The organism is Actinophytocola sp., assembly GCF_036378875.1.
Classification (GTDB): domain Bacteria; phylum Actinomycetota; class Actinomycetes; order Mycobacteriales; family Pseudonocardiaceae; genus Actinophytocola.
In genome coordinates, this window is the sequence record NZ_DASUVO010000025.1 from 17,646 (window position 1) to 44,549 (window position 26,904).

Here is a 26,904-nt window from a genome sequence, read left to right on the forward strand (position 1 = left end):
CGCGAGGTTGCATGGAACGTCCGGGGTATTGACAAGCCACACAAAGGTTTTGAAGATGAGGAGCTCGCTTCGCTCACCTATCGGCGTCGCTCCCCTGCATCCGCCGGTAGCGCACGAGATCAGCTTTCTACTGGCTGAAGGAACAAAGGATGCGGAGCTTCATCGCCGTCCTGGCTGCCTGCGCACTGCACGGCGCTCTTCTGACGGCCGCGACGCCGGCACGGGCGGCCGACACCCGCTTCACGATCTACGACGGCGCGGCGACCGCGCCGATCCTGATCGACGGGTCCTACGGCGGGGACCACGACGACCGCGACTACCGTCAGGTGCGTCGCGCGGTTCAGGATCTGCGCCAGGACGTCGCCATGGTCACCGGCGCGATCGACGCCGGTGTGGTGCGGAACCGCTTTGTTGACGACGAGGCGGCGAAGGAGGCCCGTCTGGCCGGCGCCGATCCCAGCAAGGTTCCTGCCTTGCTGTCCGAGCCTGACGGCGAGGAGACGGCGGTCATCGTCGGGGTGGTCGGGCAGAGCGAGCTGGTCGACGGGATCATCGGTGCCGGCAGGTTCGACGAGGCCGCGCGGATCGCCGGTGCGTGGGAGGCGTACGCGGTCAAGGTCGTGGACGCGCCCGTCGCGGGGGTCGGCCGGGCTCTCGTGATCGCGGGCAGCGATGCTCGCGGCACGATCTACGGGATCTACTCCCTCTCCGAGGAGATCGGGGTGTCGCCCTGGTACTGGTTCAGCGACGTCCCTGTGCGGCAACGGAACGAGATCGTGGTGCGCGGCGAAACTCTCGTCGACGACGGGCCCGACGTGAAGTACCGAGGGATCTTCATCAACGACGAGGAACGCACCATCGAGTGGGCGAAGGCGAAGTTCCCCACCGGCAGGGGCACACCCGAGGTCAACTACTACCGGCACGTCTACGAGATGATGCTCCGCCTCCGGCTGAACACGCTGTGGCCCGCGATGCACGAGGGCACCACGTCGTTCAACGCGGCCACCGACACGGGCATGTACGACACGGGAACCCCGGTCAACGCGCGGGAAGCCGCCGGGTACGGCGTGATCATGTCCTCCTCGCACGCCGAACTGATGCTGCGCAGCAACGTCGAGGAGTGGCGGCCATTCTACGAACGCAACAAGGTCGCCCTCGACATCAAGGGCGCGGACTACCGCGCCGCGTACAACTACTCGATCAACAAGCCCGCCATCATCCAGTACTGGCGTGAGCGACTGGTCGCCAACGCGCGGTTCGAAAGCGTCATCCCGCTCGGTCTCCGGGGCGTGCACGACGACGCACCCGCGTTCACCCCGGGCAACCCGTACGGGTTCGCCGACGTGTTGGCGATGGTCAGCGACGTGCTCGTCGAGCAGCGCGCACTGATCGCGGAGGTCTACGGCAGCGTCGACGCCATGCCGCAGGTGTTCATCCCCTACAAGGAGATGGGCGACCTCTACAACAACGGGCTGAAGGCGCACATCCCGCCCGACGTGACCCTCGTGTGGGCGGAGGACAACGCAGGCTACGTGCGCCAGGTGCCGACGGCGACCGAGGCCGCGAGGCCGGGCGGGAACGGCATCTACTACCACAGCTCGTACTGGGGTTGGCCGAAGAGCTATCTCTGGCTCAACTCCACGCCGATGACACTGATGGTCGAGCAGTTGCGGCGGGCGTGGAACTCCGGCGCAGGCCGGTTCTGGATCCTCAACGTCGGTGACATCAAGCCAGGCGAGATGAAGACCGAGCTGTTCGCGAAGCTGGCCTGGGACACCGACGACTCGGACATCGACAGGTTCCTGACCGACCAGGTGGCGCGGGACTTCGGACTCAGCGGCCGGCGGGCGGACGTGGTGGTGGACGTGCTCAACCGGTTCTCGCGGCTGGAAAGCACGAAGCGTGCCGAGTACTGGGGCGTGGGAGGCTCGGCCAGTGCCGACTCCGGGGTGTTCCCCGGTGAGTTCTCGTACCCGTTCAGCCCGACCTCGGACGGCGACGAGCTTCAGCGATATGTCAACGAGGCCAACGAGTTGGTGGACATCCTGGCGGACACCGACCTGGACGAGGACTACCGGTCCGCGTTCTACCAACAGGTCACGCACCGGGTTCGCTCGTACCGGAACATGGCCGAGCAGATCGGCTACTACTGGAAGAACCAGCTGTCCGCGCATCAGGGCCGTTACGGCAGCGCGGCGATCTACGCGCTGCTGTCGAAGCAGGCCCGCGAACGCATCAGAGAAGACCAGGAGTACTGGGACGCACGCAGCGATGGCAAGTGGGACAAGGCGATCGGCTTCAACCACCCGCACGGCGGCAACCAGGGCGTTGTGATGCTCACCGACAACAGGTACGCCGGCGTCGCGAGTCCGGTCGACGGCATCGGCGCCAACGCCGAAGGCCAGAGGACGCCGGGCGGTGGCACGCTGCGGTTCTACTCGGCGTCGCCCGAGGATGAGCGCTTCTTCGACGTGTTCACGCGGAACGCGACCGCACAGGAGTGGGTCGTGGAGGCGGACGCCCCGTGGATCATCCTCTCGGAGGCCTCGGGCACCACCGCCACCGAGCACCGGGTCACCGTGACCGTCGACTGGGCACGGCTGCCGGCGAGCGCGACCGGCACGATCCGCGTCCACCGCGCGACCGGCGGCGACCCGGTGGCGGCGTTCACGGTGCAGGCGGACCGGGCGGTCCAGAAGGACGCGGAAACCGCCGCGGTGAAACCCGGCGGGCACATCGAGACGAACGGCTACGTCGCCGTCGAGGCCGAGCATTTCGCCGAGAACGTGGCCGGCGCCGACGGAAGCGAGTGGCGTCCGGTCAAGCGCCTCGCACAACGCGGCGACGCCATGAAGGCGTTCCCGGAGACCGCACCCCGTGTCGACGCCGACTTCGCGTCGACCGCGAAGCTGAGGTATCGCGTTCACTTCTCCTCCACGGGACAGTTCACCGGCACCTACTTCCGGGTGCCGACACTGAACGAGGGACGGGAGGACGACGGCACCCGGCGGACCGCGCAGACGGCGATCGGGCTCGACGGGAACGCTCCCGTGCTGCTGGCGGGTTGTGCGACGACCAACTGCGGCAACGCATGGGCGGAGAACGTCATGCGTCAGATCGAGCCGCTGAGGTTCACGGTCGACGTCGCGAAGCCCGGCTGGCACGACCTTGTGGTCTACCGGTCGGACGCCGCCATCGCCTTCGACTGGATCGTCATCGAGACGCGCAGCGGCGCTGTCGGGGACGGCCTCGTCGGTCCGGTGGAGAGCCCGAACACGATCGCCCCGGTCCGGGAGGCAACCGTCGCGCAGCTTCCGCCGGAGGTCGCGAACTTCCGGGTGCTGCCCGCGATCACCGTGCCGGTCGGGGAAACCCTCGCTGTCGACGATGTCGACGATGCGGTGACGGCGACATCGAACAACGAGACCGCCGTTTCGACCGTGATCGACGACGGGGTGGTGACGATCACCGGCAACCGGGTGGGCATCGCGGAGATCACGATCACGGCCGGTGGTGGCCTTGCCGTCCTCACCGCGACGGTGACACAGGCCGATGGTGCCCCGCGCGGCGCGTACCGGGAGCGGGACGGGTTGGTCGTGATCGATCCGTCGGACGCGCTGGAGCGGAGCGAGTACGCCACCGTGGTCGACAGCAACAACGGCACCCACACGTGGGCGCTGGCGCGCAACGGGCTCCAGGCTGTCCCCGTGGCGGACAGCGGCGCGAAGGCGAACTGGCTCGCCAACAACGTCGCGCAGGCCGAGGCGTTGCTGGCGGCGGGGCCGGCGGACCGCGTCAACGGCAGCGCGGCGGCGGGAACGCCACCGCGGTTGGCGTTCACCGTCGACATCACGACCGCCGGGACGTACTACCTGTTCGTCAACTCCAGCAACCCGAACCAGGACGCCGACTCCTACCACGTGGCCGTCGACGGCCGGTGGCGCTACCACTCCTCGAAGGGCACCTCGGAAACCGGCGTCGAGACGTGGTACGGCTCGACGTCGGTCAGCGCCGCGGCGCTGACCCTCACGCCGGGCCGGCACACCATCTCACTGTGGGACCGAGAAGCCGGCTTCGCGGCGAACCAGATCGCACTGACCACGAATGTCGCACCAGGATTCACCGGATTCCAGACCCCGAGCGAGCGCGAACAACCGGAGCGGCCCGACCGCCGGTGAAAGGCGCGTTCACCACGCCGGTTGGGTGGCGCCGGTGGCGTGGCCGGTGATCAGCATCATCGCGGCCGCCACCGCGGCGACGATCACCAGTGCGGCGACGATCACCCATAGCCACGAGGAACGCCGGCCGGGCGGAGACGCGGGTTGCGGTTCGGTCGGTGGTGGGGTCATGACCAGCTTTCTCGAGACGGCGGGGTCGGGCGAGGAGACTCGTCTTCAGCCTCCCGACCAGGGGACGTGCCAGACGCGTGTTCGGTTCTGTGGGTACGACCGCGCGGATGTTCTGAATTCGCTCTTGACCGAACATCTTCGCCCGGTGACGATTCACGCTGACGTCGAGGTCTGCTCCCACTCCGTGAGCTATCACTGAGCGCGGTGATCACCGCCCTGCGCGGCTCGGGATCGTCCACGGACATGAGGGTGGGTGATCGGCACCGCCCGTTAGTCTCCCGACGTGATCACGCACGGGGAGCCGCTCGACTGGTCGCGGCTGCGACACGCCTATGGCGCGGCCGACGACATTCCTGCGCTGCTGGAGCAACTCCGGGGCGAGGATTGGGAGGAGGCGTTCGGCGAGCTGTTCAACTCGCTGCTCCACCAGGGAAGCGTGTACCCCGCCACGGTGGCGGCCCTGCCGTTCCTCGTGGACATCGCCCATGATCGGGCCGCGCCGGGCAGGGCGAGCGCGTTGTGGTTGCTCGGCATCTACGCCGAGTCGACACGCCTGCCCGACGGCGCTGACGTCGAGGCGTTCGACCGGCAGGCCCGCGCGGCGCTGGACGAAACGGTCCGGAACCTGCTGCCGCTGTTGGAGGACGCCGATCCGTCCGTGCGCCAAGGGGTCTACCACTGCACCACGCACGCCACCGGTACCGCCGAGGTCCTCGCGGTCCTGCGGGCGCGGTTCGAGCGCGAGGACAACCCGGAGGCCGCCGTCGCGCTGATGGAGTCACTGGTGTGGCACGGGATGTTCGACGCCGCCGATCTGGCCACCGTGGTCGCACGCGACGATGACACCGTGATCTTCGCGGCCGTGTCGTCCGCCGTCGCGGCCGGACGCGACCTCCCAGGCGCCGTCGACCACCTCGTGCGCCTGTGGCCCGACCACGCGCGGCACGACGCCGGCGATGGCGAGCAGACCTCCCTCGACCTGTTGGTCGGCGCCGCGGGAGCGCGAGCCGTGCCTGTGGTACGACGGCTCCAGTCCGCGCGAGCGGCACGGATCGACGAGCTGATCGGCGGCTGGGTCACCCTCGCCGTTGTCTCCCGCTCCGGCGCGGCCCCTGCGCTGGACGGGCTGATGGCGCTCATGCCGGACACGCCCGAGATCGCGGCCGGTCTCGTCGGGGCGCTCGCGCGGGTTCTTCCCGGCGCACCGGAACGGACGCCGGAGGTGTGCGACGCCATCGCGCGGATCGCCGAGGGGACCGCCGAGACAGCGGTGTTGGCGAACGCGGCCGTCGTGCTCTTCGCCGCGCGGGACCGGCGCTGGGCAGCGCTGGCGACAGCGGTGGTCACCGCGAGCCCGGAGGAGCCCCTCGTCGGTGCGGAACAGACGCGCTTCTCCACCGCCCTCATCGGCTTCCCCGCCCACCGCCGAGCCACGGCGTGGGCGGCACGGGAGCTGGTCGACCTGGCCGGCCGTGCCATTGCCGCGTGGCCGCGGGCTTCGACGGGATGGATCGAGGTGCTCGCCGAACTCCCGGCCGACGAGGCCGTGGTCCGCGCCGCGCTGACCGCCGTGCCTCACGCGCCGGCATGCGTGCTGCTCGCCCGGATCGGGGTCGACCACCCCGAGGTGCTCACGCCGGAACTGCGCCCGCTGGTCGTGGCGGCCTTGCGCACGGAAGGCGACGCGGCCTGGCTCGTGACCGCGCGGGCCGTCCTGGACCCGACCGACCGGCGTGACGAGGCGTTCGAACGCGCGTGGGAGCTGGCCGGTGGTGACGAGGACGCCCCGGCAAGCCTCCTGGCGATCTGGGCCCGGCGTCCTTCGCCGGCGTTCCATGCCACCTGCCTGCGGCTGCTCGACGGGGTGGCGCACACGTCCTCCCCCGCTCGGCTGCGCCAGGTGGTGGCAGCGCGAGCGGTGGTCGACACCGGGGACGCGGCACGTGCGTGGCCCACGGTCCGCGCCATTGTGGACGAAGCCGGCGACCCACTGCCGGAGGGTATCGCCGTGGGGAACCGGATTGTCGCCCTCGAACCGAGTCGCCGCCAGGAGTGGGTGGACCTGCTGGGAGACATCGCACGCAACGGTCGCGAAGACTGGTCGGGCCAACGGGACCACTGGGCGAGCGCGGTCGCGCTGGAGTCGCTCCAGGACCTGGGGGAGATCATCCCGGCCGAGGCGACGGACCGGGTGACCGCGTCACTGCTCGCCGCACTTCCCATCGGGACGGCGATCGCCGTCGCGCCGGTTGCCACGCGGGTGCTCCGGGCATCGCTCACCACGCGGCCCGACCTGCGGGACCACGTCGCGCGGGCGCTCGCTCGGATCCTGGATGCGGATACCCGCATCCCCACCTCCGGCGACAGCATCGCCGACGACATGCTCGTCCTCGCCGCGCTGCGCCGCGCGCTGGATGGGAACCCGGTGGGCCACTGGTCGGACGGCGACCTCCACCCCCACGACCCGGAGTACTCCGACCTCGTGCTTCGGGGCGACGGCACCGGCTGGACGTACTGGTGCAGTTGGAGCACGGAGTTCAGCGTCGTGCGCTTCCGATGGTGGGAGACCGCGCCCGGTGTGCTGGAGGTGCGGCAGGTGTTGCTGCTGTCCGGCACGTGGTCGTTGGTGGACGGCGAGACGCGGCACGAGGTGACCGACCGGGAACCACTTCGCACGGGCTCGACCCACACGTACCGGATCACCGGCGACCCGCTCACGCTGGAGCTGGACCGCCCGGTCGACGTGGATCTGGGCGGATCCCGCTTCGTCCTGTTGACCCGCGAGGCCGTCGACCCGGCCCCCGAACACGACTGAGTCGAGCGGGTGCGGGGTCCTCGCAACCGCTCGACTCATCCTTCCGTTGTTCAGAAATAAGGGGTCCAGCCGGGACCGATGGCGGTGGCGGAGCCGAAGTTGTTGCTGCCCTTGCCGTTCCAGATGTAGAGGGTGCCGGTGCCTTCCTTCACGGAAGCGATATCGGTGTGCCCGTCGCTGTTGACATCGCCCAACGTCATCAACGTGTCGTCGTAGTCGCCCCAGCCCGGGCCGATAGCGACCGCGGAGCTGAAGTTGTTGTCACCACGACCATTCCAGATGTACAGCATGCTGCCACCCTCGACCGCGGCCAGGTCACCGATCCCGTCGCCGTTGAAGTCACCAGCAGTCGGACGACTGAACGCGGCCCAGCCGGGCCCAATGGCAGTGGCGGAGCCGAAGTTGTTGCTGCCCTTGCCGTTCCAGATGTAGAGGGTGCCGGTACCTTCTTTCACCGCACCGATGTCGGCGTGGCCATCGCCGTTCACATCACCGAGCGACACGAGGGTGCTGTCGTAGTCACCCCAGCCGGGGCCGACCGCGATCGCGGAGGTGAAGTTGTTGTCACCACGACCGTTCCAGATGTGCAGGGTGCTGCCGCCTTCGACCGCGGCGAGGTCACTGATGCCGTCGTCGTTGAAGTCACCCGCAATCGGACGGCTGAACGTCGACCAACCCGGGCCAACAGCCGTCGCGGAGCTGAAGTTGTTGTCACCGCGACCATTCCACACCGTCAACGTCCCCGTAGCGGCGGAGAAGATGTCCCCCACACCATCAGCATCGAAATCCCCACCATCCGAAACCGGCGGCGTCGGCTCGACGATCTTGTCGTAGCGGATGCCCCGGTAGGTGGTCATCTCCGACCAGGAGTTGGTGTTGTGGTTGGTCTTCTGGCCGTAGGTGTTCTCGGAGTAGACCCAGGCGCCGTCGGTGTGGTCGTTGGGGTTGACCCACTTCTCGAACAGCTCCATGTGGCCGTCCTTGAGCAGGGCGTCGCCGGGCAGCAGGTCGTGCAGGCTCGACAGCCAGGTCTTCCCCGAGTACGAGTGGAAGTCGTCGGTGTTGAGATCCCATCCGTCCGACTTCTTCGGCAGGTGCCAGGCCATCGCGACCAGACCCGAGCAGTCCGGGCGGTAGGTGTGGCCGTCGCCGTCGGGCTTGGCGTCCGCCTGGTCCTGGCTGTACCAGGTGTCTCCCCGGTCATACCAGTACTTCGCACGGGCGATCACCTCGGCGCGGGTGATCGACCCGCCCACCGAGGACGCCGCGCTGGCTTCCTGCTTCCCGACCGTGAGCTGCAGTGTGAGCAGGCCCGCGACGAGCATCACGACGACCGCGACCGCGGAGACCAGTTTGTGGTCCCGGAGCCTCGCGAGTCGTGAACCGGTTCTGTTCATGACGACCTTCCCTGAACGTGAATGCGTTGACAGCACAAAGGCTCTGGGAGGCGGCTGTAGGAACGGTTCAATGAGGACTACAGCGGGGCGGTCCGGTCGGCTAGTCTTGATCCGTGACGCTTGCCTTCGCGGTGTCACGTCCGGTTCTCTGGGGGAGGACGCGTGAAGTTTTGCCTTCTTGGGCCTATGGAGGCGGTCGGACCATCCGGACAAGTCGCCCTCCCCGGGGTGAAGCCTCGCGCGCTGCTCGCGGCGTTGCTGCTCGAGCACGGCCGCACGGTGCTCGCCGAGCGGCTGCACTCCGTGGTGTGGGGCGAGGATCCGCCCAACACCGCACGCGCGGTGTTGCAGACCTACGTCGCGACGCTGCGCCGGACGCTCAGCGACGCGGGACTGCCGCCGATCATCACCTTCGACAAGCAGGGGTACCGGGCCGAGATCCCGGAGGACGCCCTGGACGTGCGGTTGTTCGAACGGCTCGTGGCGCGGGGACGACAGTCCGCGCAGCAGGGAAACCACGTCGAGGCAGGCGAAAGCTTCCGGGCCGGGCTCGCCATGTGGCGCGGCCCCGCGCTCGGCGGGATCGGTGAGTCGTTCCTGCGGGCCGAGGCTGCCCGGCTCGACGAGCTGCGGTTGACCGTGACCGAGGAGCGGATCGACGCGGACCTCGCGATCGGGCAGGGACCGCAGCTGCTCGCGGAGCTGACCGAGCTGGTCACCCTGCACCCCACGCGCGAGCGGTTGCGCTGCGGCCTCATGGTCGCGTTGTACCGAGCGGGTCGTCAGACCGACGCGCTGGAGGTGTACGACCGTGGCCGGCAGGCGCTGCTCGACGAGCTGGGCATCGACCCGGGCCCGGAGCTGCGCGGTGTGCACGAGTCGATCCTGCGGTGCGACGTGGCCCTGCTGCCGGCCGCCGCCTCACGCACACCGAGACAGCTGCCGTCCCCGCCACCGGACTTCACCGGCCGGGACCCGGAGATCGAGGCGCTGCGCACGACCCTGGTGCGGCGCACCACGATGCCGATCGCCGTCGTCTCCGGCGCGGGTGGTGTTGGCAAGTCCACCCTGGCGCACCGCGTCGCGCACGAGATCGCGGAGCACTTCCCCGACGGTCAGTACCACGTCGAACTGCACGGCTCCACCGCCAGCCCAACCACCGCCGAGGAGGTGCTGGGTCGCGTCCTGCGTGAGTTCGAACCCGCGTCGACCGCGCCCGGGTCGCTCGAGGAGCGCGTCAGCCGGTACCGGACGCTGCTCGCGGGCTCCCGCACGCTCATCGTGCTCGACGACGCGGCGAACGAGGCGCAGGTGCGGCCGCTGCTGCCCGGCAGCCCGGGTTGCGCGGTACTCATCACCTCCCGCAACCGGCTGGCCGCGCTGGCCGGTGCGACGTTCGTCGAGCTCGGTGTGCTCCCCACCGACGCCGCGGTCCACCTGTTCACCAGCATCGTCGGCGCCGCCCGGTCGGCGACCGAACCAGCGGCGGCCACCGAGATCACGCGGTTGTGTGGACAACTGCCGCTCGCCATCCGCATCGCGGGCGCCCGGCTGGTCTCCCGAAGACACTGGTCACTGTCCCGGTTGGCGGACCGGCTGGCCCGCGAGCAACACCGGCTCGACGAGTTGGCGGTCGGCGACCAGCAGGTACGGGCGAGCATCAAGCTCAGCTACGAGCTTCTGCCCGAGCTGGCGCGGACCGCGCTGCGCAGGCTGGGTCTGCTCGGCCTGCCCTACTGTCCGGCCTGGGTCGCCGCGGCGGCACTGGACGCCGAGCTCGACGACGCAGAACGCGTACTCGAGGACCTGGTCGACGTGTCCCTCCTCGACGTCGACGGCATGGATCCCCTCGGTCTCATGCGGTACCGGCCGCACGACCTCGTTCGCCTGTTCGCATTGGAACGCGCACTCGATGAGGAGCCGCCGAAGGAACGGGCCGCCACCGTCGAACGCGTGCTCGGGGGCTGGATATACCTGGTCGAGCGGATCAACGAGAACGTGCCGCCGATCCTGCCGTCGATCCAGCCCACCTTCCGCAACGGCCGTAGCGTCGACCCGGAGATCACGCGGCGCGTCGTGGCCCGACCGTACGAGTGGTTCCGCGCCGAGGAGGAGGCGCTGACCACCGCGGTCGAGCTGGCCGCTGCCCTGGACCTGGACGGCATCGCCGTCGAACTCGCCACCGCCCTGTCCGGCGCCGCTTTCGGCGGCCACCACCGGATTCTCGACGACCCGTTCGGGTCATGGCACCGCACACACGACGCGGCGCTCACCGCCGCCCGCCGCAACGACAACGCTCTTGGCGAGGCGACGCTGTTGGCCGGGTTGGGCCAGTTGTACTACGAGCGAGACGACTTTCCCCGGTCCCGTGCCCATCTCAGCCAGGCGCTGTCGGTCTTCCGCACCGCCGGCGACGCCCGCGGTGAGGCCACCACGCTCGCCGCGCTCGGCGCAGCCTGCCGTGAACAGGGCTACCTGCCCGAGGCGTTGCACTTCCTCGGCCAGGCAGGGCGGAAGTGGGCCGGTCTCGCGGAGCCCGCGGCGATGGGCAACGTCCAGCGTCTCATCGGCACGGTGCGCCTGGAGATGGGTGACTACCCGGGCACGTACGCCGCACTGAGCGAGGCACGAACGCTCTTCGTCGCGGCGAGCTCACGGCGCGGCGAGGGACTGACACTGCGCAGCCTCTCGCTGTATCACCGAGCCCGCGACGAGTGGGCACAGGCGGAGGAGTTCGCCCGTGCCGCACTCGCGATCTTCGAGCAGACCGAGGACCGGATCCTGGTGGCCTACTCCGAACGTGCGCTGGCCAAGGCGCTGCTGCGGCGCGGGGACTCGGCCACGGCGCTGCCGCTGGCTGAGCACGCGCTGGAGGTCTGCCGCACACTGGCCGACGCGTTCGGCCACGCGTGCACCCTCCGCGTCGTCGGCGAGATCCACCTCGCGGACGGCCGGCTCTACCAGGCCAAGGACTGCCTGGAGGACTCGCTGCGCCGGTGGACCGACCTGCACACCGAACTGCTGCGGGCACGCACCCTGCACACCCTGGCCAAGGTGCACACGGCGCTCGGCGACGCGTCGACCGCGCGGCAGATGACGACCGTGGCCATGGAGACGTTCCGCACCTACGGCGCCCGCGAGTACACCGAGCTCTCGCTGTAACAGCGGCTACAGCGTTCCTGAAGGGCAGCGGTGAACGGTGGCCGCGGATTGCCCGTGCCACGCCGAAGGAACGAAGACCCATGCCGCCTTTCGTCTCGTTGTCAGACCCCCGGGTCGTCGCCGTGCCCGTCCGGGAGTGCGGCGAGCCACTGGTGGACCTGCGCGACACGGGCGCCATCCGCGTCGACACCAGGCTCGCCGACGAGCAGGGCGCCTACGCGCACGTGCGACTGTCCGTCGCGGACCAGCTCATCACCGCGCAGAGCCAACTCCCGCGCGGACTACGCCTGCTGGTGATCGAGGCATACCGGCCCCACGCCGTGCAGAAGCGGTACTTCGCGAGCAGCATGTCCCGCATCGCGCGGGCCAACCCGACGTGGTCGATCGAGCGGGTGCACGCCGAGGCGGCCACCTACGTGTCACCCCCCGAGGTGGCACCGCACGTCGCCGGCGGCGCCGTCGACGTCACCCTGTGCACCGTCGACGGCGTCGAGCTGCCCATGGGTAGCGAGGTGAACGCGACACCGCCCGAACACGGCCTGGAGTGCTTCACCGCGTCCACGCTGATCGACGCCAAGTCCCGCGCCAACCGCGACACACTGATCGACGCGATGACCGCCACCGGCTTCGTGAACTACCCGAGCGAATGGTGGCACTGGTCCCACGGAGACCGGTACTGGGCGTTCGTCACCGGCCCCAACCACGCCCGCTACGGCCCAGCGACACTGAATCACGACGAGTCCTAGTCACGCGACCAGGCGCAGCCAGGCCGCCGCGAGTGCGGCGTGACCGGCGGGTGTCGGGTGCACACCGTCCTCGGCCCAGTATTCCGGCCCCGTCGACGCGGCGAGCTCGGCGAACATGCCGTCGGCGGCGAGCAGGTGCGCGCCGTACGTGCTGGCCAGCTCGCGCACGACCTGGATCTTCGGGTCCAGGTCGGCGCGCCACTCCTTGCCGGCAGCCGGGTTCACCACGCTGACCGGGTACAGGGCGCGCCGCCGCGGACGTGGTCGACGACGGCGGGCCAGTCGTCCGGTGGGATGTCACCGCGCCAGGCGACGTGTTGGTCCGGGCGGATGAGGACGAGGGAGCGTTCCCAGACCGCTGCCACCCGGGCGGAGTTGACCGCCACATAGGCGGTCGGCAGGCCGCGGGAGTTGGCCTCCGCCACCAGTCGCGTGCCGCTGCCGTCGCCGGACGTGTCGACCAGGGTGAAATCGGGACCCAGACAGTCGAGCAGTTCCCGCCCGCCGGGCAGGCGCACGCTGGGAGCACGCCCGCCCGGCCAGGTGGTCGGCACGACATGTCGCCACCGCCAGTCGGGCGCGGTGCCGGGTTCGGACCACACGACGGGAGAACTCTCGTACCTGTAGCCGAAATGTATGCCGACGTTGTCTATCTGGTGTTCCTCCTCCGCGAGAAATCCGGCCAGTTGCGCGCGGGACGCGCCGGCGTGGACGAGCCGGGGAAAACGGCCCCAGACCTCCAACAGGTTGAAGCACATTTCGCGGTTGAACAGCGCCACCGGCCGGCGTTCCGCGGCGTAACTGTCCAGCAGTCCCGGTCCGGCCCAACCGTTGACGGCCGCAGCCAGTTTCCAGCCGAGATCGACGGCGTCGGCGAGACCGGTGTTCGCCCCGTGACCGCCGGTCGGGTAGAAGTGGTGCGCGGCGTCACCGGCCAGAAAAACGCGGCCGGCCCGGTAGGAGTCGGCGACGGCCAGTTCGCCGTACCATTCGGCGACATCGATGATCTCGTCGACCGCGAAGTCGACGCCCATCCGTTCCCGCACGACCGCGAGCGGATCGCTTGGTGTACCGGCAGATCGCTCGTCGTCGGTGATGGGGAACGTGGCGGTCCACGTGTGCTGCTCGTCTCGCGACACGAGCGTCACGCCGCGCCCGACGATGGACAGGAAGAACCTGCCGTACTTCCGCAGCACGGGATCGGCGCTGCGGAAGTACACGTCGCGGTGCCACGCGGTCGGGCCGACGGTGTTCATCGTGATGTCCGCGGCCGACCGCACGGTGCTGTTGGCGCCGTCGCAGCCGACGACGAACCGTGCCAGGACCCGGACTTCCGCGCCGGTGTCGGTGACCAGGTCAGCGGTCACGCCGTCGCTTTCCTGACTCAGCCCGGTGAACCGCACGCCGGGCCGGAAGTCGACCCGAGGCTGTTCCCGCACCCGCTGCCGCCCCAACTCCTCGAGGCGTGAACCCAGCACGCGTTGGTAGGGCTCCAGCGGCATCGACCCGTCGTTGACCGACGCCATCCGTTCCTGTACCTGGGCGACGGCCGGGTAGTGCCAGCGGGCGACCGGCGGCTCGCGGTAGTCGATGAGCCACAGGAAGTCGAACGCGTGCTCCGCGCCGACACCGCGCCGCCGGATCTCCTCGACAAGTCCGTGCCGGCGCAGCAGTTCCATGCTCCTGCCGTTGAGGAAGTCCATCTTGGGATGCCGGGACGCCGCGATCGCGCGATCCACGAGAACGCTGGACACGCCATGGCGAGCCAACTCCAACGCGAGCAGCGCGCCGACCGGCCCCGCGCCGACAACGAGCACGTCCGTTCGCTCCGCATCGGTCACCAGGTGCCTCCCCGCCGCCGTCGACCGGTGTCGACTTCGAGCTTTCTGGTCCAGGACGGCGTCCGCATCACGTCTTCGCGGGATTCTCACGACGACGCCGATTGTCACAATGGGGGGACGGGAGTTCATGACGCGACGACGCGCACCGAACACCTCGGTAGGTTGTGTTGCACGGGTTGGGGGACCCACATGGCAGACCCGGAACATCTGGGGGATACCGCTGCGCCGCTGCGCGGACGGGAAGACGAGTACGCGGCCGTCACCGCGGCGCTCGACGAGGCTCGGCACGGCGGACGGTGCGCGGTCGTGGTCGTCGGCGCGGGAGGCACCGGCAAAACCCGTCTGCTGCGAACGGTGCTGGCGGACGCGGCGCGAAGTTGGACATCTATGGCGACCGTGCTCGACGGCGCCGACGTCGGGTGGGACGTGCCACCGGCGTCCACCGACGGCCTGGACGTGTCGCGGCTGGTCGTGGTGGACAACGCCCACCTCGGTGACCCCGAACGGCTGGAATCGTTGACGCACACCGCACTGGCCGGCAGGACGAACGGTTCGCTGCTGATGGTCGCTGGCCGTCCCGGCCGCAGTGGTGTGACCACCGAGTGGTTTCGCGGCCGAACCTGCTCGGACACCGTGACCATCCGGCTCGGTCCACTGTCCGACGCGGCCGTGCGGGACATGATCGCCGATCTCACGGGCGGCAGACCCAGCGACGCCCTCGCCGCGCTCGCGGCGCAGGCCGACGGCAACCCGCGGCTGGTCCGTGAACTCGTGACCGGTCTTCGGGAGGAACGGCGGCTGCGGGTCACCGGCGGGCGCACCAACCTCACCGGCGCACACATCCCCGAGCGCGTCGTCGTCCTCGTCCGTCGGCGGCTCGACCAACTCTCGTTGCGCTGCCGACAGTTGCTCCAGGTCGCGGCGATCCTCGGGCGCACCCTGCGCCTCGGCGTCATCTCCGAAACGCTTCGCGAACCGACCGCCTCGACGTTGCCGTCGCTGGAAGAGGCGATCTCGGCGGACCTCCTCGACGTGCGGGGCGAGCGCCTCGTGTTCCAGAGCACGTTGGTCTGGCGCGCGGTCCGCGGCACGGTGCCGGCGCCGATTCGGCTGGCGCTGGAACACGAGTTCGGCGCCATGTCGGTGGATGCCGACCACGACGAGGCGCAGCCACCGCCGGCCGTCGGCGACGCCCCGGCCACGCCGGCCGGCGAGACGCTGAACCGGCTCAACCCCACGGAACGCGCGATCGCCGAGCTGGTGAGCGCCGGGCTCACGAACCGGCAGATCGCGGCGCAGGTGTACCTCTCCCCGCACACCGTGAACTACCACCTGCGCCGCATCTACCGGAAGCTCGACGTCGCGTCCCGCGTCGAGCTGGCCATACTGGCGAAGTCGGACGGCGACTGAGCCCTCAGCGTGACACGCGGTCGTGTGCGGTGAGGGCCGCGACGACCGTCGCGGTGCCCGGTGTCACCGCGCACCGGCGTTCCGCGTAGTCGATGGCCATCAGGTGGTCACGCAACGAGAAGTCGGCGATCGCGTCCACCAGGAGGAACGGCTGGATATCGCGTGTGAAGGCGTCGCATGCCGTCATCAGGCAGCCGACGTGGGCGTAGATCCCGCACACGATCAGCTGGTCGCGACCGTACTCGCGCATCACCCGGTCGAGGCCCGTGCGCGCGAACGCGCTGTACCGCCACTTGGTGAGGACGAGATCGGTGGGTGCCGGCTCCAGCGGCGCCACCATCCGCCGGTGTGCCGGCGTGGCGTCCATCCCGGCACCCCAGAAGTCGCTAAGCAGACCGCGTTGCGCCGCCGTCATGCTGCCCGGTTGGGCCGTGTACACGACGGGCACGCCCCGGGCCGCCGCGGCGGCCCTGATCGCGGCGATGTTGCGGATGACGCTGGTCATCGGCTCCTGGCCCGAGGGGAAGAAGTCGACGAAGTACTGCTGCATGTCGTGGATGAGCAGTACGGCCCGGTCCGGGTCGAGCTGCCAGCCCGCGCGGCCGTAGGGCAGGCTCTCCTCGGCCGGCAACGCGTACGGCACGATGGTGGGAATCGACACGATCAGTCCTCGTTCCGCTCAGCCGCCCAGGGCGGCGCCGCCGTCGACGTACAGGTCGTGCATGGTGATGTGACCGGCCCGATCGGACGCGAGGAAGACGACGGCCTCCGCCACGTCGGCCGGCATGCCCAGCTTGCCGAGCGGGATGCCGACCTTGAACAACTCAGGTGAGCCGGTGACCGCCGCTCGCGCGCCGTCCGCGTCCGCCCACATGCCGCGCAGCATCGCGGTGTCCGTCGAGCCGGGTGACACCACGTTGCACCGGATGCCATGCGCCGCGAGCTCCAGACCGAGGCACTTGGTGAACGCCGTCGTCGCCGCCTTCGACGCGGCATAGGCCGCCATGTGCATCCGAGGCACCCCGCCCGCGTTCGACGAGACGCTCACGATCACACCGCGCCCCCGGACCACCATGCGGCGGGCCACGGCCCGCGACAGGTAGAACACGCCCTGGGTGTTCACCGCGAACACCGACGACCAGTCGTCGTCGGTGAGGTCGACGACGGCGCCGAGGCGCAGCACCCCGGCCACGTTCGCGAGGATCCCGACCGGCCCGACATCCCGTTCGACGGTGTCGACGGCGTGGTCGACGGCCGCGCTGTCGCGGACGTCCAGCGGGTACGCGAGGGCACTGTGTCCCTTGTCGGTGATCTCGGTGACCGTGGCACGCAACGAGATCTCGTCGTGGTCGACGCCGATGACCGACGCCCCCCGCGCGGCCAGGGCCAACGCGACCGCCGCGCCGATGCCGCCACCCGCTCCGGTGACGATCGCGACCCGGCCCATGATCCCGCTGTGGTCGCTGTCCGTCATGTCCCACTCCCCTGGTACGACGGTGCCTTGTCGGCGTCGTAGCCGTACAGCCATTCCTGCGCGCTCAACCGCGCACCGGCGGCCAGGCGCCGATCCCGTTCCCGTTGCTCACTTCCGTCCGGCAGGTGCAGCAGCCGGTCGTTCTGCCGTGACGTGCGGTGGATCCGCTCGGTGCGTGGTCGACGCTCGGCCTCGTAGCCGCGCAGCGCGGCGGCCACGTCATCCTCTGTGGACAGACAGCGGGCGAGTACCGCCGCGTCCTCGATCGCCTGGTTGGCGCCCTGCGCGAAGAACGGCAGCATCGGATGCGCCGCGTCGCCGAGCAGGGTCAGCCGCCCCGCGCTCCAGCACGGGATGACATCCCGGTCGTGCACGGCCCACCGGCGCACCGACCCGGCCGACGCGAGGACCTCCAGCAGGTCCGGATGCCAACCCCGGTAGGCCACCAGGAGTTCCGGCACGCTGCCGGTCGCCGACCACGACTCCTCGGCCCAGTCGCGGGCGGGCACGGTCGCCGCGAAACTGAACTGCCGCCCACCGTCCACCGGATAGACGACCGCGTGCTGGCCGGGACCGAGGAACAGCTCGACCTGCGCCCGCCGCCCGCCCAGTTGGTCGGCGGGCACCAGGCCGCGGTAGATGGACTGGCCGGAGAACCTCGGCCGGTCCGGGACGATCTGGTCCCGAACGACGGAATGGATGCCGTCCGCCCCCACGACGACGCCCGCGTCGACGACGCCGTCGTCGAACACGAGCCGGGCGCGGTCCTCTGTGGAACTCGCGCGCACGCACCGAAATCCGAGCTGGACCGACGGTACGACCGAGGCGAGCCCGGCCAGCAGGTCGGCTCTGTGTGCCGTGTAGTAGGCGGCGCCGAACTCGCGCTCGCACTCGGCGCCGAGCGGTAGCCGGGAGATCGTGTCGCCGTCGTCCCACCGACGCATCTCGATGGCGTCGATCCGAACGGCCACGGATCGCAGGTGTTCGGCCAACCCCAGCCGATCGAGCACCCGAACGGCGTTGGGCGCCAACTGGATACCGGCGCCGACCTCGGTCAGCCGCCGTGCCTGCTCGTACACCTCGTGGCGCACACCCACCCGGTCCAGTGCGGCGGACAGCGTGAGTCCCCCTATGCCGGCGCCGAGCACGGCGACCCGCAACTCGTTGGCGCTCAACCAAACCCCCCGTTGGTGTCCAATATGGTCAGTAGTAGAGCAGCGCCCTGCTCCAGTCCTCGTCGGGACCGAACAGGCTGCGTGGCTTGATGACGTCGTGCACGCCGGTCAGTACGGAGGCCGGCACCAGCGTGCCGGGTGAGACCCCGGCGACCTCGCACGGCACGTCGTAGGTCGTCCTGATCAGCTCGGTGAGCGCGACACAGGCCGCGGTCCTCGTCGCGTCCGGCACCTCGATCTCCACGCGCAGCACCGACGGTTCGGCCTGCGCCCGCCAGAACAGCACCCCGCACTCCGCCGGCAGCGTGAAGACCAGGTTCTCCAACCGGTCCTGGGTGATCCTGGCGTTCGCGACGCGGTAGCCGAACGCGGCACGCCCGAGCACCCGGACCGTGGGCAGCGCCCAGCCGCACGGGCAGTCGTCCATGGTGACCTCGACGTCGTCCTCCAGGTTGTACCGCAGCAGCGGCATCGCCTCCCGGAACAACGGTGTCACCACCAGCTGACCAACGCCGGTCTCGGTGACCTCGCCGGTTTCCGGGTGGTACACCTCGAAGATCGCGCGGTCCGCCCACAGGTGCATGCGGCCGTGTTCGCACTCGCCCGCCAGGCTGCCGGTCTCCGTCGAGCCGTACTCCTGGACGACGGGCACGCCCCACAGGTCCCCGATCCGCGCCCGCCGCGCGGCGCTCAACGGCTCACCGCCCACGTACAACGCCCGCAGCGCCGGGAAGTCATGCGCCGGCTGCCAGCCGGCCGCGCGTGCGGCGGCGGCCCACAGCAGGGTTTCGGTCGGCATCGACCAGGTGAGGCTCACGTCGAGGTCGTGCAGCACCCGGACGACGCGGGAGTAGGGCATCGCGAGGGACCGGTTGTCGCCGGGCACGACGGTGGCGCCGCACGAACGAGCCGCCGCGTGGGCGAGATGCCCGGTGATCATGAGCGCGTACGGGGTGCGCACCAGGAACGTGTCGTCCGCCGTGATCGGCACCCACTTGCGGGCGAACCGCTCGGCGAGGTCGATCCAGTCGGTCCCGGTGTAGTAGGACGGCGTCGGGTTGCCGGCCGTACCACTCGACTCGTGGTAGGTGGCCAACTCGGCCGACGGGACGGCGAGCAGGCCGAACGGGTAGGCGTCCCGCAGGTCCTGCTTGCGGGTCAAGGGCAGCGCGGCCAGGCTATCCCTGTCCCGGGGAGCGCCCATCGCCGCGAACCGGGCCTCGTAGAACGGCGACCGACCCGCCTGTGCCAGCAGGTCGGCCAGCGGGGCCTCCTGAAGCCGCACCAGTTCCTCGTGGTTCGACCAGTCCCCCAGCATCGGTCGGTGCGTGATGGTGTGGGTCATCGCCGTTTCCTTTCAGCAGCCGGTGTGCGTTGTCCCAGGCGATCTGGCGCCAGTCCGCGGCGGGCAGGTCCAGCGCCCGGAACTTGGCCAGTTCCGCATCCGGGTGTTGCAGTGGGTGCTCGCTGCCGAACAGCACCCGGTGTGGCCCGAGCCGGTCGATGGCGGCGCGGACGACGCTCGTGTAGCCGCCGGAAGTCTCGAGGTGGATGTTCGCCGCCGGGGCGATCAGGTCGACGCCGTAGTAGTCGATGTTCCCGATGCCGCTGTGCCCGAGCACGAACGTGACGCGGGGGAACCGCTCGGCCAGCGCCACCAGGTCGGTCACGCCGCAACCGGGCCGCGCCAGGCACACCACGTACACCGGTTGGCCGGCCGCCTCCGCCACCGACGTCAGCGCCGTGGTGCGCGGGTCGTCCAGCCGGACACCGTGTACGGCGGGTGAGAGCTCCAGGCCGACGAACCGCGCCGCCCGCTGCCGGTAGTGCTCCGGGTCGCGGTGCGGGTTGGCGAAGTAGAACGGCAACAGGCGGCCCGACGACCCGGCACACGCGCGCAGCACCGCGTCGTTGTCCGGGTCGGTCGTGACATGGCCGCCGTGCACGAGTTGCCTGGACAGGCGGAGCAGGTCGATGCTGCCGCCCGCCGAGACCGCCGCGGCGCCGATCCCGCACCGGTCGTGGACATCGAGCAACCGCTCCAGCGCGCCGGGAACCGGGGCGAGTCGGGCGTGGAAGTCGAAGACGGGGCCGTCCACGTCACTGCTCACGGCAGAACTCGTTGATCGGATAGCCGACGTGGCGGTCCTCGCTCGGCAGGTAACCGAGCACGACGTCGCCGGGTACCAGGGCCGTGCTGTTGAGCACGACCCCGCCGGGCCCGAGCACCCGCACATGCCAGTCGTCCTGCAGGACCAGGTTGACCACCGTGCCGTCGTCGGCCACCGCGTCGACCGACAGCAGCGGCCGCGTCTCGATCTTGACCCGGCCGACCGTGACCACCCTCGTCTGGCCCTTGACGTCCACCGCGAGCACCTTCGCCGACGCCCGCAGCTCGCTGAGGTAGCTGGTGCGGGCGTTGGTGGACAGCGTGTAGGACATGATCGCGCCGGCGTTGACCCGGAACGGCCTGGTCGGCATGTACGGCAACGGGTGCGTCTCGCTGACACAGAGGATCATGCCCTTGGAGTACGAGCCGACCAGGATGCCCTCGTCCTCACGGAAGTAGGTGCACGTGTCGACGCACGCCCGCTCCCCCATGCCGACGTGCCGCACGCTGGTGACCCGCAGCTCGACCAGGTCCAGCGGCGCGGACCGCTGCTGGGCCGCCGCCTTGAGTTCGGTCGCGTCACCCACCTTGGCCGGGGCCAGCAGCACACCGTCCGAACCGAGTTCCAGGACGCCGAAGATGATCTCGGCCTCCTCGATGTCCTCGGCGATCGTGATGATGCTGCCGTTGGACTTCGCGGCGGCGGCGATGACGATCTCCAGCGGGATCTTGGTCGGGTCACGGAACAGCAGCACGCTCCACTGTTCTGTGCGCGCCGAGTGGCAGGCCTGTTCGAGGGTCTCGGCGTCGATGATCTCGACGTACCGGCCGAACTCGGTGCCGGGGTGGCGCTCGGCGAGGGTCGCGGTGTCGCCGTGGACAGCGGGGTCCACGATCACGAGATCGACCCCGTCGAGATCCGCCGGCAGGTCGCCGGTGGGGAAGAGCACCTTCCGCACCGTCGGCGGCAGGTCGGCGAACACCTCCCGGTCGCCGGCGACGATGGCGTCGACCTGCTGGTGCACCGCCTCCTCGACGATGGCCCGGGTCGGGGCGTGGACGTTTCTCAGGTCGAGCCAGCACAGCTTCATGTGTTCCCCCTTGGTCTTCTTCGTGATCGAACGCTCAGCCGGCGGCGACCTGGACGGGTTCGGCGACGTCGTCGTGACCCGACCCGGATCCGGGATGCACCAGGGCGCACAGCTCGCGGGTGAGCTGGCCGGGGTCGGGGGCCTGGAAGATGTTGCGGCCGACCGCGACGCCCGCCGCACCGCCACGCAGCCCCCAGGCGACCGACTTCAGGAACTCGGCCGTGGTGCCGGCACGCGGACCGCCGGCGACCAGGACCGGCACCGGACAGGCCCTGGTGACCTCGACCATCCGCTCCGGCGAGCCGACGTGCACGGTCTTGACGAGGTCCGCGCCGAGGTCGGCCGCGAGCGCGGCCGCGTGCGCGACCCACGCGGGGTCGCGTGGGTCGTCGATCTCGGGTCCCCGCAGGTACATCATGGCCAGCAGCGGCATGTTCCAGCGGTCGCAGGCCGCGCCGACGGCGGCCAGGTCGGCGATCTGGCGTGCCTCCTCGCGCGAGCCGAGGTTCACGTGCACGCTCACCGCTCCAGCGCCGAGGCACACCGCCTCCTCGACGCTGGCCACCAGGTACTTCGCGTCCGGGTCGGGAGCGAACCTGGTGCTGGCGCTCAGATGCACGATCAGCGACATCCTGCTGAACCACCCAGGATCGACCCGCCGCGCGGTGCCCTTGTGCAGCACCACGGCATCCGCGCCGTTGTCGGCGAGCTGGCCGATCAGGTGGTTCAGCGACCGGCCGACGGCGATCGGTCCGTCGGTCACCCCGTGGTCCAACGGCACGACCAGCAGCCGGTGGTCGTCGTGGCGGTACAGCCGGCGCAACCGGACCTGCCGCCCGAACGCCCCAATGCTCGACATCCCCCAGTTCTCCTTGTCTGTCATCCTGTCGCGATCGCCATCGAGTCGGCGTGTTCGTCGCACAGGAACCGCTCGTGCAGCAGCGCGACCGCCTCGTGGGCCCGGTCGACGGGCACGATGACCGAGGTGCGCAGTTGCGACGTGGACACCCAGCTCATCGCGATGCCGGCGGCGGCCAGGATCGCGAGCATGTCGGCTGTGTACTGTGGACGGTTGAGCAGTCCCGTCCCGATCATGGAGATCTTGCCGACCCGCTCGTCCAGCACCATGGTGCCGCCGGTCGCCGTCACGACCCGGTTCAGCTCGTCGCCGACGATGGCGAAGTCGCTGTGCCGCATGGTGAATCCCATCCGGAACTCGTCCTCGTACGGACCGGACCTCGCGACGAGGTCCACCGGCGCGTTGTGCCGCGCGAACACGTTCAGCACGTCGACGGCCGCGTCCCGGTTCGTCGTGCCGGCGCGGATCAGCACTCGGGCCACGTCGAGATCACTGGTCACGGCGACGATGCGATGCTCCTCCAGCCCAGCATGGTCGCCGCCCTTGGGTGCGATGACCGTGCCAGGCCGGTCGTGGAGCGAGTTGGCCACCAGCAGCTCGACACGTCGCGCCGCGGCGAGCTCCACCGCCCTGGGATGGAGGACCTTGGCGCCGGCGAACGCCAGCTCGACCATCGGTTCGATCTCGACCGTCGGCCGTTGCCTTGCCGTCTCGACGATGCGCGGGTCCGCGCTGCACACACCGTCCACATCGGTGTAGATCTCGCACCGGAGCGCGTCCAGCGCGACGGCGACCGCGACGGCCGTGGTGTCCGAGCCGCCCCGGCCAAGCGTGACGACGGTGCCCGTGTCGTCGACGCCGTGAAAGCCGGCCACCACGACCACCGCTCCCGTCTCGAGCAAAGCCCGGATGGGAGCCGGATCGATGTGGACGACCCGGCCGGCGCCGGGCGGGCCGGCCACCGAGATCCCGGCCTGCCCTCCGGTCAGCGACACGGCCGGCACATCCATCGCCTGCAACGTGATGGCCAACAGCGCCGCCGACGCGCACTCCGCGGTGGCGAGCAGCTGGTCGGTCTCGCGTGTCGGCCGCACCATCCCGGCGTCCACGGCGGTGCGCAGCAGTCGGTCCGTCGCGTCGCCCTGCGCGGACACCACGACGACCGTGGGCGTGGTCAGGTGCGCCCGCGCCACCGACAGAGCCACACCACGCATCCGGTCCAGATCGGCCACCGACGTGCCGCCGTACTTCCGCACGAGAATATCCACGCTGCCCCCCACCGGAATTCGATCAAAGAAAGTCCCCGCCAGCACGCTATCGAGTAATTCCCATTCCGCCCACTACCTGGTCGAGTAGTCCGGGATCTTCACCGTGTGCGGTCATTCGAATCAGATCCGTGACACGTTCGGACAGGATGTTGACGCCATATTTCGTGAGCACGGACTCGGGATGGAACTGCACCGAACAAAAGCCCCGGCCACGCATCGCGTTGACCTCACCGGTCGTCCCGTCACGGGACAGTTCGACAAGGCCACCCGTCAATGGTGAGGTAATCAGGTCGTTGTCGGCGCGGGCCGCGAAGGTGTTGTAGAAACCGCACTCCATCCGCCGGCCGAACAGATCCACGGGCAGTTGGGTGCCCTGGTTGGGTATCGCCCTGCGCACGAGCTCGAGGCCGAGCACGGAGGACAGCACCTGGTGGCCGAGGCAGATCGCGAGCAACAGGATCCGGTCACCCAACAATCGCCGCACCAGTGCGTGCATCGCCGCGATCTTCGGCTCCGCGAGGTCCCGAGGGTCGCCAGGACCGGGCCCGAGCACGACGAGGTCGTGGTCCGACGGGACCGATCGGGCGCCGATCGGTTCGACGACCACCCGCAGCCCCAACGAGACCAGTTGGTGGGTGAGCATCGAGGTGAAGGCGTCCTCGCAGTCCACGACGAGCACCCGCGGACCGGACTCCGGTTCCCGCCCCGGTCGCGACGTCAGCCAGAACGGTGCCAGGCGGTCGTTTCGGGCACGCAGCGCGGCCAGTACGGCCGGGTGCCGGGCCCATCCGTCCGACGGCCGCGTGTCTGCCCCGGACACGCGGCCGCCACCCGGCCCGAACGCCGCGCGCACGGTGGCCGCCTTGGCCCACGTCTCGCGGACCTCCGCGTCCGGGTCGGAGCCGCGGACCAGCGTCGCGCCGACGTCGATGCGCAGCCGGCCGGCCGGATCGACGTCCGCCGTCCTGATCGCGATCGCCGAGTCGAGGGTCGTCCGCCCTCCGCTGTCGGCGCCGATCAGGGCGAGCGCGCCGGCGTAGTAACCGCGGCCGGTCCGCTCGTGCCGGGCGATCACCCGGCACGCGTTCTGCAGTGGGCCTCCGGTCACCGTCGGGGCGAACACACTCTCGCGGAGGACCTGCCGGACATCGAGGTCGGTGTGTCCCTCGATCAGGTACTCGGTGTGCGCGAGCCGGGCCATCGGCTTGAGCCGGGGACCGATGACGTGGCCGCCCGACGAACAGATCCTGCCCATCACCTTCAGTTCCTCGTCCAGGACCATGTAGAGCTCGTCGGATTCCTTGCGGTCAGACAGAAAGCTCAGCGCGTCGACGACGGAGGCACCCGACCGCGGGTACCGGTAGGTGCCGCTGATCGGGTTCATGGTGGCGACGCCGTCCGACACCGTGAGGTGCCGCTCCGGTGACGCGCCGATCAGCGTCCGCGATCCGGTGTGCACGAGGTAGGTCCAGTAGGCGCCCGACTCCTCCCGCAGGAGCCGGCAGAACGCCGTGAGCGCCACGGCCGGCGAGTAGTCGACGATGGTGGCCAGGAACGAGCGCTTCAGCACGAAGTTGGCACCCTCGCCGCGGCCGATCTCGTCGGCCAGTACCCGACGAACCAGGTCCGCGTAGTCGGCGTCGTCGAGGTCGAACCGTTCGTCGCGCACCTGGATCGGCAGGTCCGGCACCATCCGTGTGAGCTGCTCGACCGGCACCGACTCCTGTTCGTCGACAGTCAGCACGACCAGTGGCGTGCCGTCGTCGAGGCAGTCGAACCCGCGTTCCACGACCTGGCGGTACGGCAGGAGCGCGAGCACGTCCTGGGTGCCGGCGGCCATGCCGGTCCGCAGCGGGATGTCGGCGATCTTGTCCACAATGGACACCGCGCCGAACAGGACGTCCAGTTGTCCGGCGGCGGACTCCGGCCGGTGGAGCAGCGCGAACGGCGGCGGGTTCGGCACCGTGATCCTTTGCAGGAGCCGGTCATCCATGGTGCGCCCCGCTCGCCCGCCACACCGACGCGACGGCAAGTGCCTGCGTGAGGTTCAGCCGCGGGTCGCACAGCGTCGTGTACCTGGCCGCCTCCACGGTCCGGGCTTCCGCCTCGTCGTCGACGCACTCCAGCACGTCGTGCGGGGTCGTCTCCAGGTGCAGTCCGCCCGCGACGCCACCGGCGGCGGTCACGGCGTGCTGGAACTCGGCCACCTCGCGGAGCACCGTGGGCAGCAGCCGGATCTTGCGGCCGTTCGAGGCCGTGACGGTGTTGGCGTGCATGGGATCGCACAGCCAGATGACCGGATGCCCGGCCGCCCGTACCGCCGTGACCAGCTCGGGCAGCCGACGCGCGGCCACCCCGGCACCGAGGCGCGCGACCAGCGTCAGCCGGCCCGGCTCCCGGTCCGGGTCGAGCCGCTCACACAGGCCGAGCACCTGCTCCGTCGTGGCCTTCGGGCCGATCTTGCAGGCGACCGGGTTGCGCACCGCCGACAGCAGAGTGACGTGCACACCGTCGAGATCCCTGGTGCGCTCACCGATCCACGGCCAGTGGGTCGAGGTCAGGAACAGGGCGCCGTCCCCGCCCCGACGCGCGAACGGCAGCTCGTAGTCGAGGATCAGCGCCTCATGGCTGGTCCACACGGTCGGCTCGACGGCCCCGCGCAGATATCTGGTCGCGGTCGTCGCGGCCTGGCAGCAGGCGACGAGTCGCAGCGGATCCGGACGTCGTGCGTTCGCCTCGGGTTCTGGCCCGTTGACCAGCGGGCCACGGTAGACCGGAAGCGCCGTGCCGTCGTGGTACACGGTCTCGTGGGACCGCGGCTTGGCGAACTGGCCGGCGATCCTGCCCACCCGCACGACCGGCAGGCCGGTGGCGGTCCGCAGCACACCGGCCAGCGCGTCGATCAGGCCGGCCTTGCGGCTGAGGACCTCCGGCACGCACTCGACCGGATCCTCGGCACAGTCCCCCGCCTGCACGACCATCCGCTCCCCGAGCGCGACCTCGGCGAGCAGGACCCGCAGCCGTTCGATCTCGGTGCGGTGCACCAGAGCGGGCATAGTGGCCAGGTCGGACCGGACCTTCCCGATCAGCCAGCTGTTGCCCCAGTCCGGCTGCTGCAGCGCGGGCATCGACCGCCAGGTGGTCGTCTCCCCCTCGGTCAACGGCTCAAGATATTCGGCATCAATTTGATGTCGCGGTGAAGCCACA

General features: G+C 70.0%; 19 protein-coding genes. 5 read left to right on the forward strand and 14 right to left on the reverse strand.

Annotation, left to right across the window (positions count from 1 at the left end; all coding sequences use genetic code 11):
- Positions 1-149 precede the first annotated feature (149 nt).
- Positions 150-4,178 carry a glycosyl hydrolase 115 family protein gene (locus tag VF106_RS07505; RefSeq protein WP_330838852.1) on the forward strand — a complete coding sequence of 1,343 codons (4,029 nt, stop codon included), beginning with the start codon at positions 150-152 and terminating at the stop codon, positions 4,176-4,178.
- A 9-nt stretch (positions 4,179-4,187) separates the two neighbouring features.
- On the opposite strand, the gene VF106_RS07510 is transcribed toward VF106_RS07505, so the two are convergent.
- A complete protein-coding gene (locus VF106_RS07510; RefSeq protein ID WP_330838853.1) occupies positions 4,188-4,349 on the reverse strand; it encodes a hypothetical protein in 162 nt (53 codons plus the stop codon).
- Positions 4,350-4,632: 283 nt separating this feature from the next.
- On the opposite strand from VF106_RS07510, the gene VF106_RS07515 reads away from it, so the two are divergent.
- The gene (locus tag VF106_RS07515) at positions 4,633-7,164 is read left to right on the forward strand and encodes a hypothetical protein (RefSeq protein ID WP_330838854.1); all 2,532 of its coding nucleotides are present in this window, start codon (positions 4,633-4,635) and stop codon (positions 7,162-7,164) included.
- Between the two features lie 50 nt (positions 7,165-7,214).
- On the opposite strand, the gene VF106_RS07520 is transcribed toward VF106_RS07515, so the two are convergent.
- Complete coding sequence (locus tag VF106_RS07520; protein WP_330838855.1) at positions 7,215-8,561, reverse strand: FG-GAP repeat domain-containing protein; 1,347 nt, start codon at positions 8,559-8,561, stop codon at positions 7,215-7,217.
- 228 nt (positions 8,562-8,789) lie between these two features.
- Between VF106_RS07520 and VF106_RS07525 the strand changes: the two genes are divergently transcribed.
- Together VF106_RS07525 and VF106_RS07530 are read left to right on the forward strand one after the other, a co-directional pair.
- Positions 8,790-11,723, forward strand: a complete 2,934-nt coding sequence (locus VF106_RS07525; RefSeq protein ID WP_330838856.1) for an AfsR/SARP family transcriptional regulator — start codon at positions 8,790-8,792, stop codon at positions 11,721-11,723.
- 80 nt (positions 11,724-11,803) lie between these two features.
- The gene (locus VF106_RS07530; protein ID WP_330838857.1) at positions 11,804-12,469 is read left to right on the forward strand and encodes a M15 family metallopeptidase; all 666 of its coding nucleotides are present in this window, start codon (positions 11,804-11,806) and stop codon (positions 12,467-12,469) included.
- Here the strand turns inward: VF106_RS07530 and VF106_RS07535 are convergent, their stop codons facing one another.
- The gene (locus VF106_RS07535; RefSeq protein WP_330838858.1) at positions 12,470-12,697 is read right to left on the reverse strand and encodes an SGNH/GDSL hydrolase family protein; all 228 of its coding nucleotides are present in this window, start codon (positions 12,695-12,697) and stop codon (positions 12,470-12,472) included. It lies immediately after the preceding gene.
- A complete protein-coding gene (locus VF106_RS07540) occupies positions 12,691-14,310 on the reverse strand; it encodes an FAD-dependent monooxygenase (RefSeq protein WP_330838859.1) in 1,620 nt (539 codons plus the stop codon). The genes VF106_RS07535 and VF106_RS07540 overlap by 7 nt, the downstream gene beginning before the upstream one ends.
- Before the next feature lie 189 nt (positions 14,311-14,499).
- On the opposite strand from VF106_RS07540, the gene VF106_RS07545 reads away from it, so the two are divergent.
- Entirely contained in the window at positions 14,500-15,720 is a 1,221-nt protein-coding gene (locus VF106_RS07545) for a helix-turn-helix transcriptional regulator (RefSeq protein WP_330838860.1), read from the forward strand.
- A gap of 4 nt (positions 15,721-15,724) precedes the next feature.
- Here VF106_RS07545 and VF106_RS07550 read toward each other — a convergent pair whose 3' ends face one another.
- From VF106_RS07550 to VF106_RS07595, 10 genes are read right to left on the reverse strand one after another with little or no spacing between them, the layout of a single operon-like run.
- The gene (locus VF106_RS07550) at positions 15,725-16,381 is read right to left on the reverse strand and encodes an isochorismatase family protein (protein WP_330838861.1); all 657 of its coding nucleotides are present in this window, start codon (positions 16,379-16,381) and stop codon (positions 15,725-15,727) included.
- 18 nt (positions 16,382-16,399) lie between these two features.
- On the reverse strand, positions 16,400-17,194 hold the full coding sequence (locus tag VF106_RS07555) for a 2,3-dihydro-2,3-dihydroxybenzoate dehydrogenase (protein WP_330838862.1): 795 nt from the start codon (positions 17,192-17,194) through the stop codon (positions 16,400-16,402).
- On the reverse strand, positions 17,191-18,369 hold the full coding sequence (locus VF106_RS07560; protein ID WP_330838863.1) for an FAD-dependent monooxygenase: 1,179 nt from the start codon (positions 18,367-18,369) through the stop codon (positions 17,191-17,193). Before VF106_RS07560 ends, VF106_RS07555 begins: the two co-directional genes overlap by 4 nt.
- Positions 18,370-18,397: 28 nt before the next feature.
- On the reverse strand, positions 18,398-19,654 hold the full coding sequence (locus VF106_RS07565) for an AMP-binding protein (protein WP_330838864.1): 1,257 nt from the start codon (positions 19,652-19,654) through the stop codon (positions 18,398-18,400).
- A complete protein-coding gene (locus VF106_RS07570) occupies positions 19,548-20,480 on the reverse strand; it encodes an amidohydrolase family protein (RefSeq protein ID WP_330838865.1) in 933 nt (310 codons plus the stop codon). Before VF106_RS07570 ends, VF106_RS07565 begins: the two co-directional genes overlap by 107 nt.
- Positions 20,470-21,570, reverse strand: coding sequence for a 3-dehydroquinate synthase II family protein (locus VF106_RS07575; protein WP_330838866.1), 1,101 nt, complete (start codon positions 21,568-21,570; stop codon positions 20,470-20,472). The genes VF106_RS07570 and VF106_RS07575 overlap by 11 nt, the downstream gene beginning before the upstream one ends.
- Positions 21,571-21,604: 34 nt before the next feature.
- On the reverse strand, positions 21,605-22,429 hold the full coding sequence (locus tag VF106_RS07580) for a 2-amino-3,7-dideoxy-D-threo-hept-6-ulosonate synthase (RefSeq protein WP_330838867.1): 825 nt from the start codon (positions 22,427-22,429) through the stop codon (positions 21,605-21,607).
- Between the two features lie 20 nt (positions 22,430-22,449).
- Positions 22,450-23,697 (reverse strand): aspartate kinase, encoded by a 1,248-nt coding sequence (locus tag VF106_RS07585; protein WP_330838868.1) that lies wholly within the window; start codon positions 23,695-23,697, stop codon positions 22,450-22,452.
- Between the two features lie 46 nt (positions 23,698-23,743).
- Positions 23,744-25,690: an anthranilate synthase family protein gene (locus tag VF106_RS07590; RefSeq protein WP_330838869.1), complete on the reverse strand. Its 1,947-nt coding sequence runs from the start codon at positions 25,688-25,690 to the stop codon at positions 23,744-23,746.
- Positions 25,683-26,858 carry a 3-deoxy-7-phosphoheptulonate synthase gene (locus tag VF106_RS07595; RefSeq protein ID WP_330838870.1) on the reverse strand — a complete coding sequence of 392 codons (1,176 nt, stop codon included), beginning with the start codon at positions 26,856-26,858 and terminating at the stop codon, positions 25,683-25,685. Before VF106_RS07595 ends, VF106_RS07590 begins: the two co-directional genes overlap by 8 nt.
- Positions 26,859-26,904: the final 46 nt, after the last annotated feature.

What these genes read in the sequence shown, in the direction of transcription:
- VF106_RS07505 (WP_330838852.1), top strand. Translation starts at nt 150, where the DNA reads ATGCGGAGCTTCATCGCCGTCCTGGCTGCCTGCGCACTGCACGGCGCT.
- VF106_RS07510 (WP_330838853.1), bottom strand. Translation starts at nt 4,349, where the DNA reads ATGACCCCACCACCGACCGAACCGCAACCCGCGTCTCCGCCCGGCCGG.
- VF106_RS07520 (WP_330838855.1), bottom strand. Translation starts at nt 8,561, where the DNA reads ATGAACAGAACCGGTTCACGACTCGCGAGGCTCCGGGACCACAAACTG.
- VF106_RS07530 (WP_330838857.1), top strand. Translation starts at nt 11,804, where the DNA reads ATGCCGCCTTTCGTCTCGTTGTCAGACCCCCGGGTCGTCGCCGTGCCC.
- VF106_RS07545 (WP_330838860.1), top strand. Translation starts at nt 14,500, where the DNA reads ATGGCAGACCCGGAACATCTGGGGGATACCGCTGCGCCGCTGCGCGGA.
- VF106_RS07555 (WP_330838862.1), bottom strand. Translation starts at nt 17,194, where the DNA reads ATGACGGACAGCGACCACAGCGGGATCATGGGCCGGGTCGCGATCGTC.
- VF106_RS07575 (WP_330838866.1), bottom strand. Translation starts at nt 21,570, where the DNA reads ATGAAGCTGTGCTGGCTCGACCTGAGAAACGTCCACGCCCCGACCCGG.
- VF106_RS07580 (WP_330838867.1), bottom strand. Translation starts at nt 22,429, where the DNA reads ATGTCGAGCATTGGGGCGTTCGGGCGGCAGGTCCGGTTGCGCCGGCTG.
- VF106_RS07590 (WP_330838869.1), bottom strand. Translation starts at nt 25,690, where the DNA reads ATGGATGACCGGCTCCTGCAAAGGATCACGGTGCCGAACCCGCCGCCG.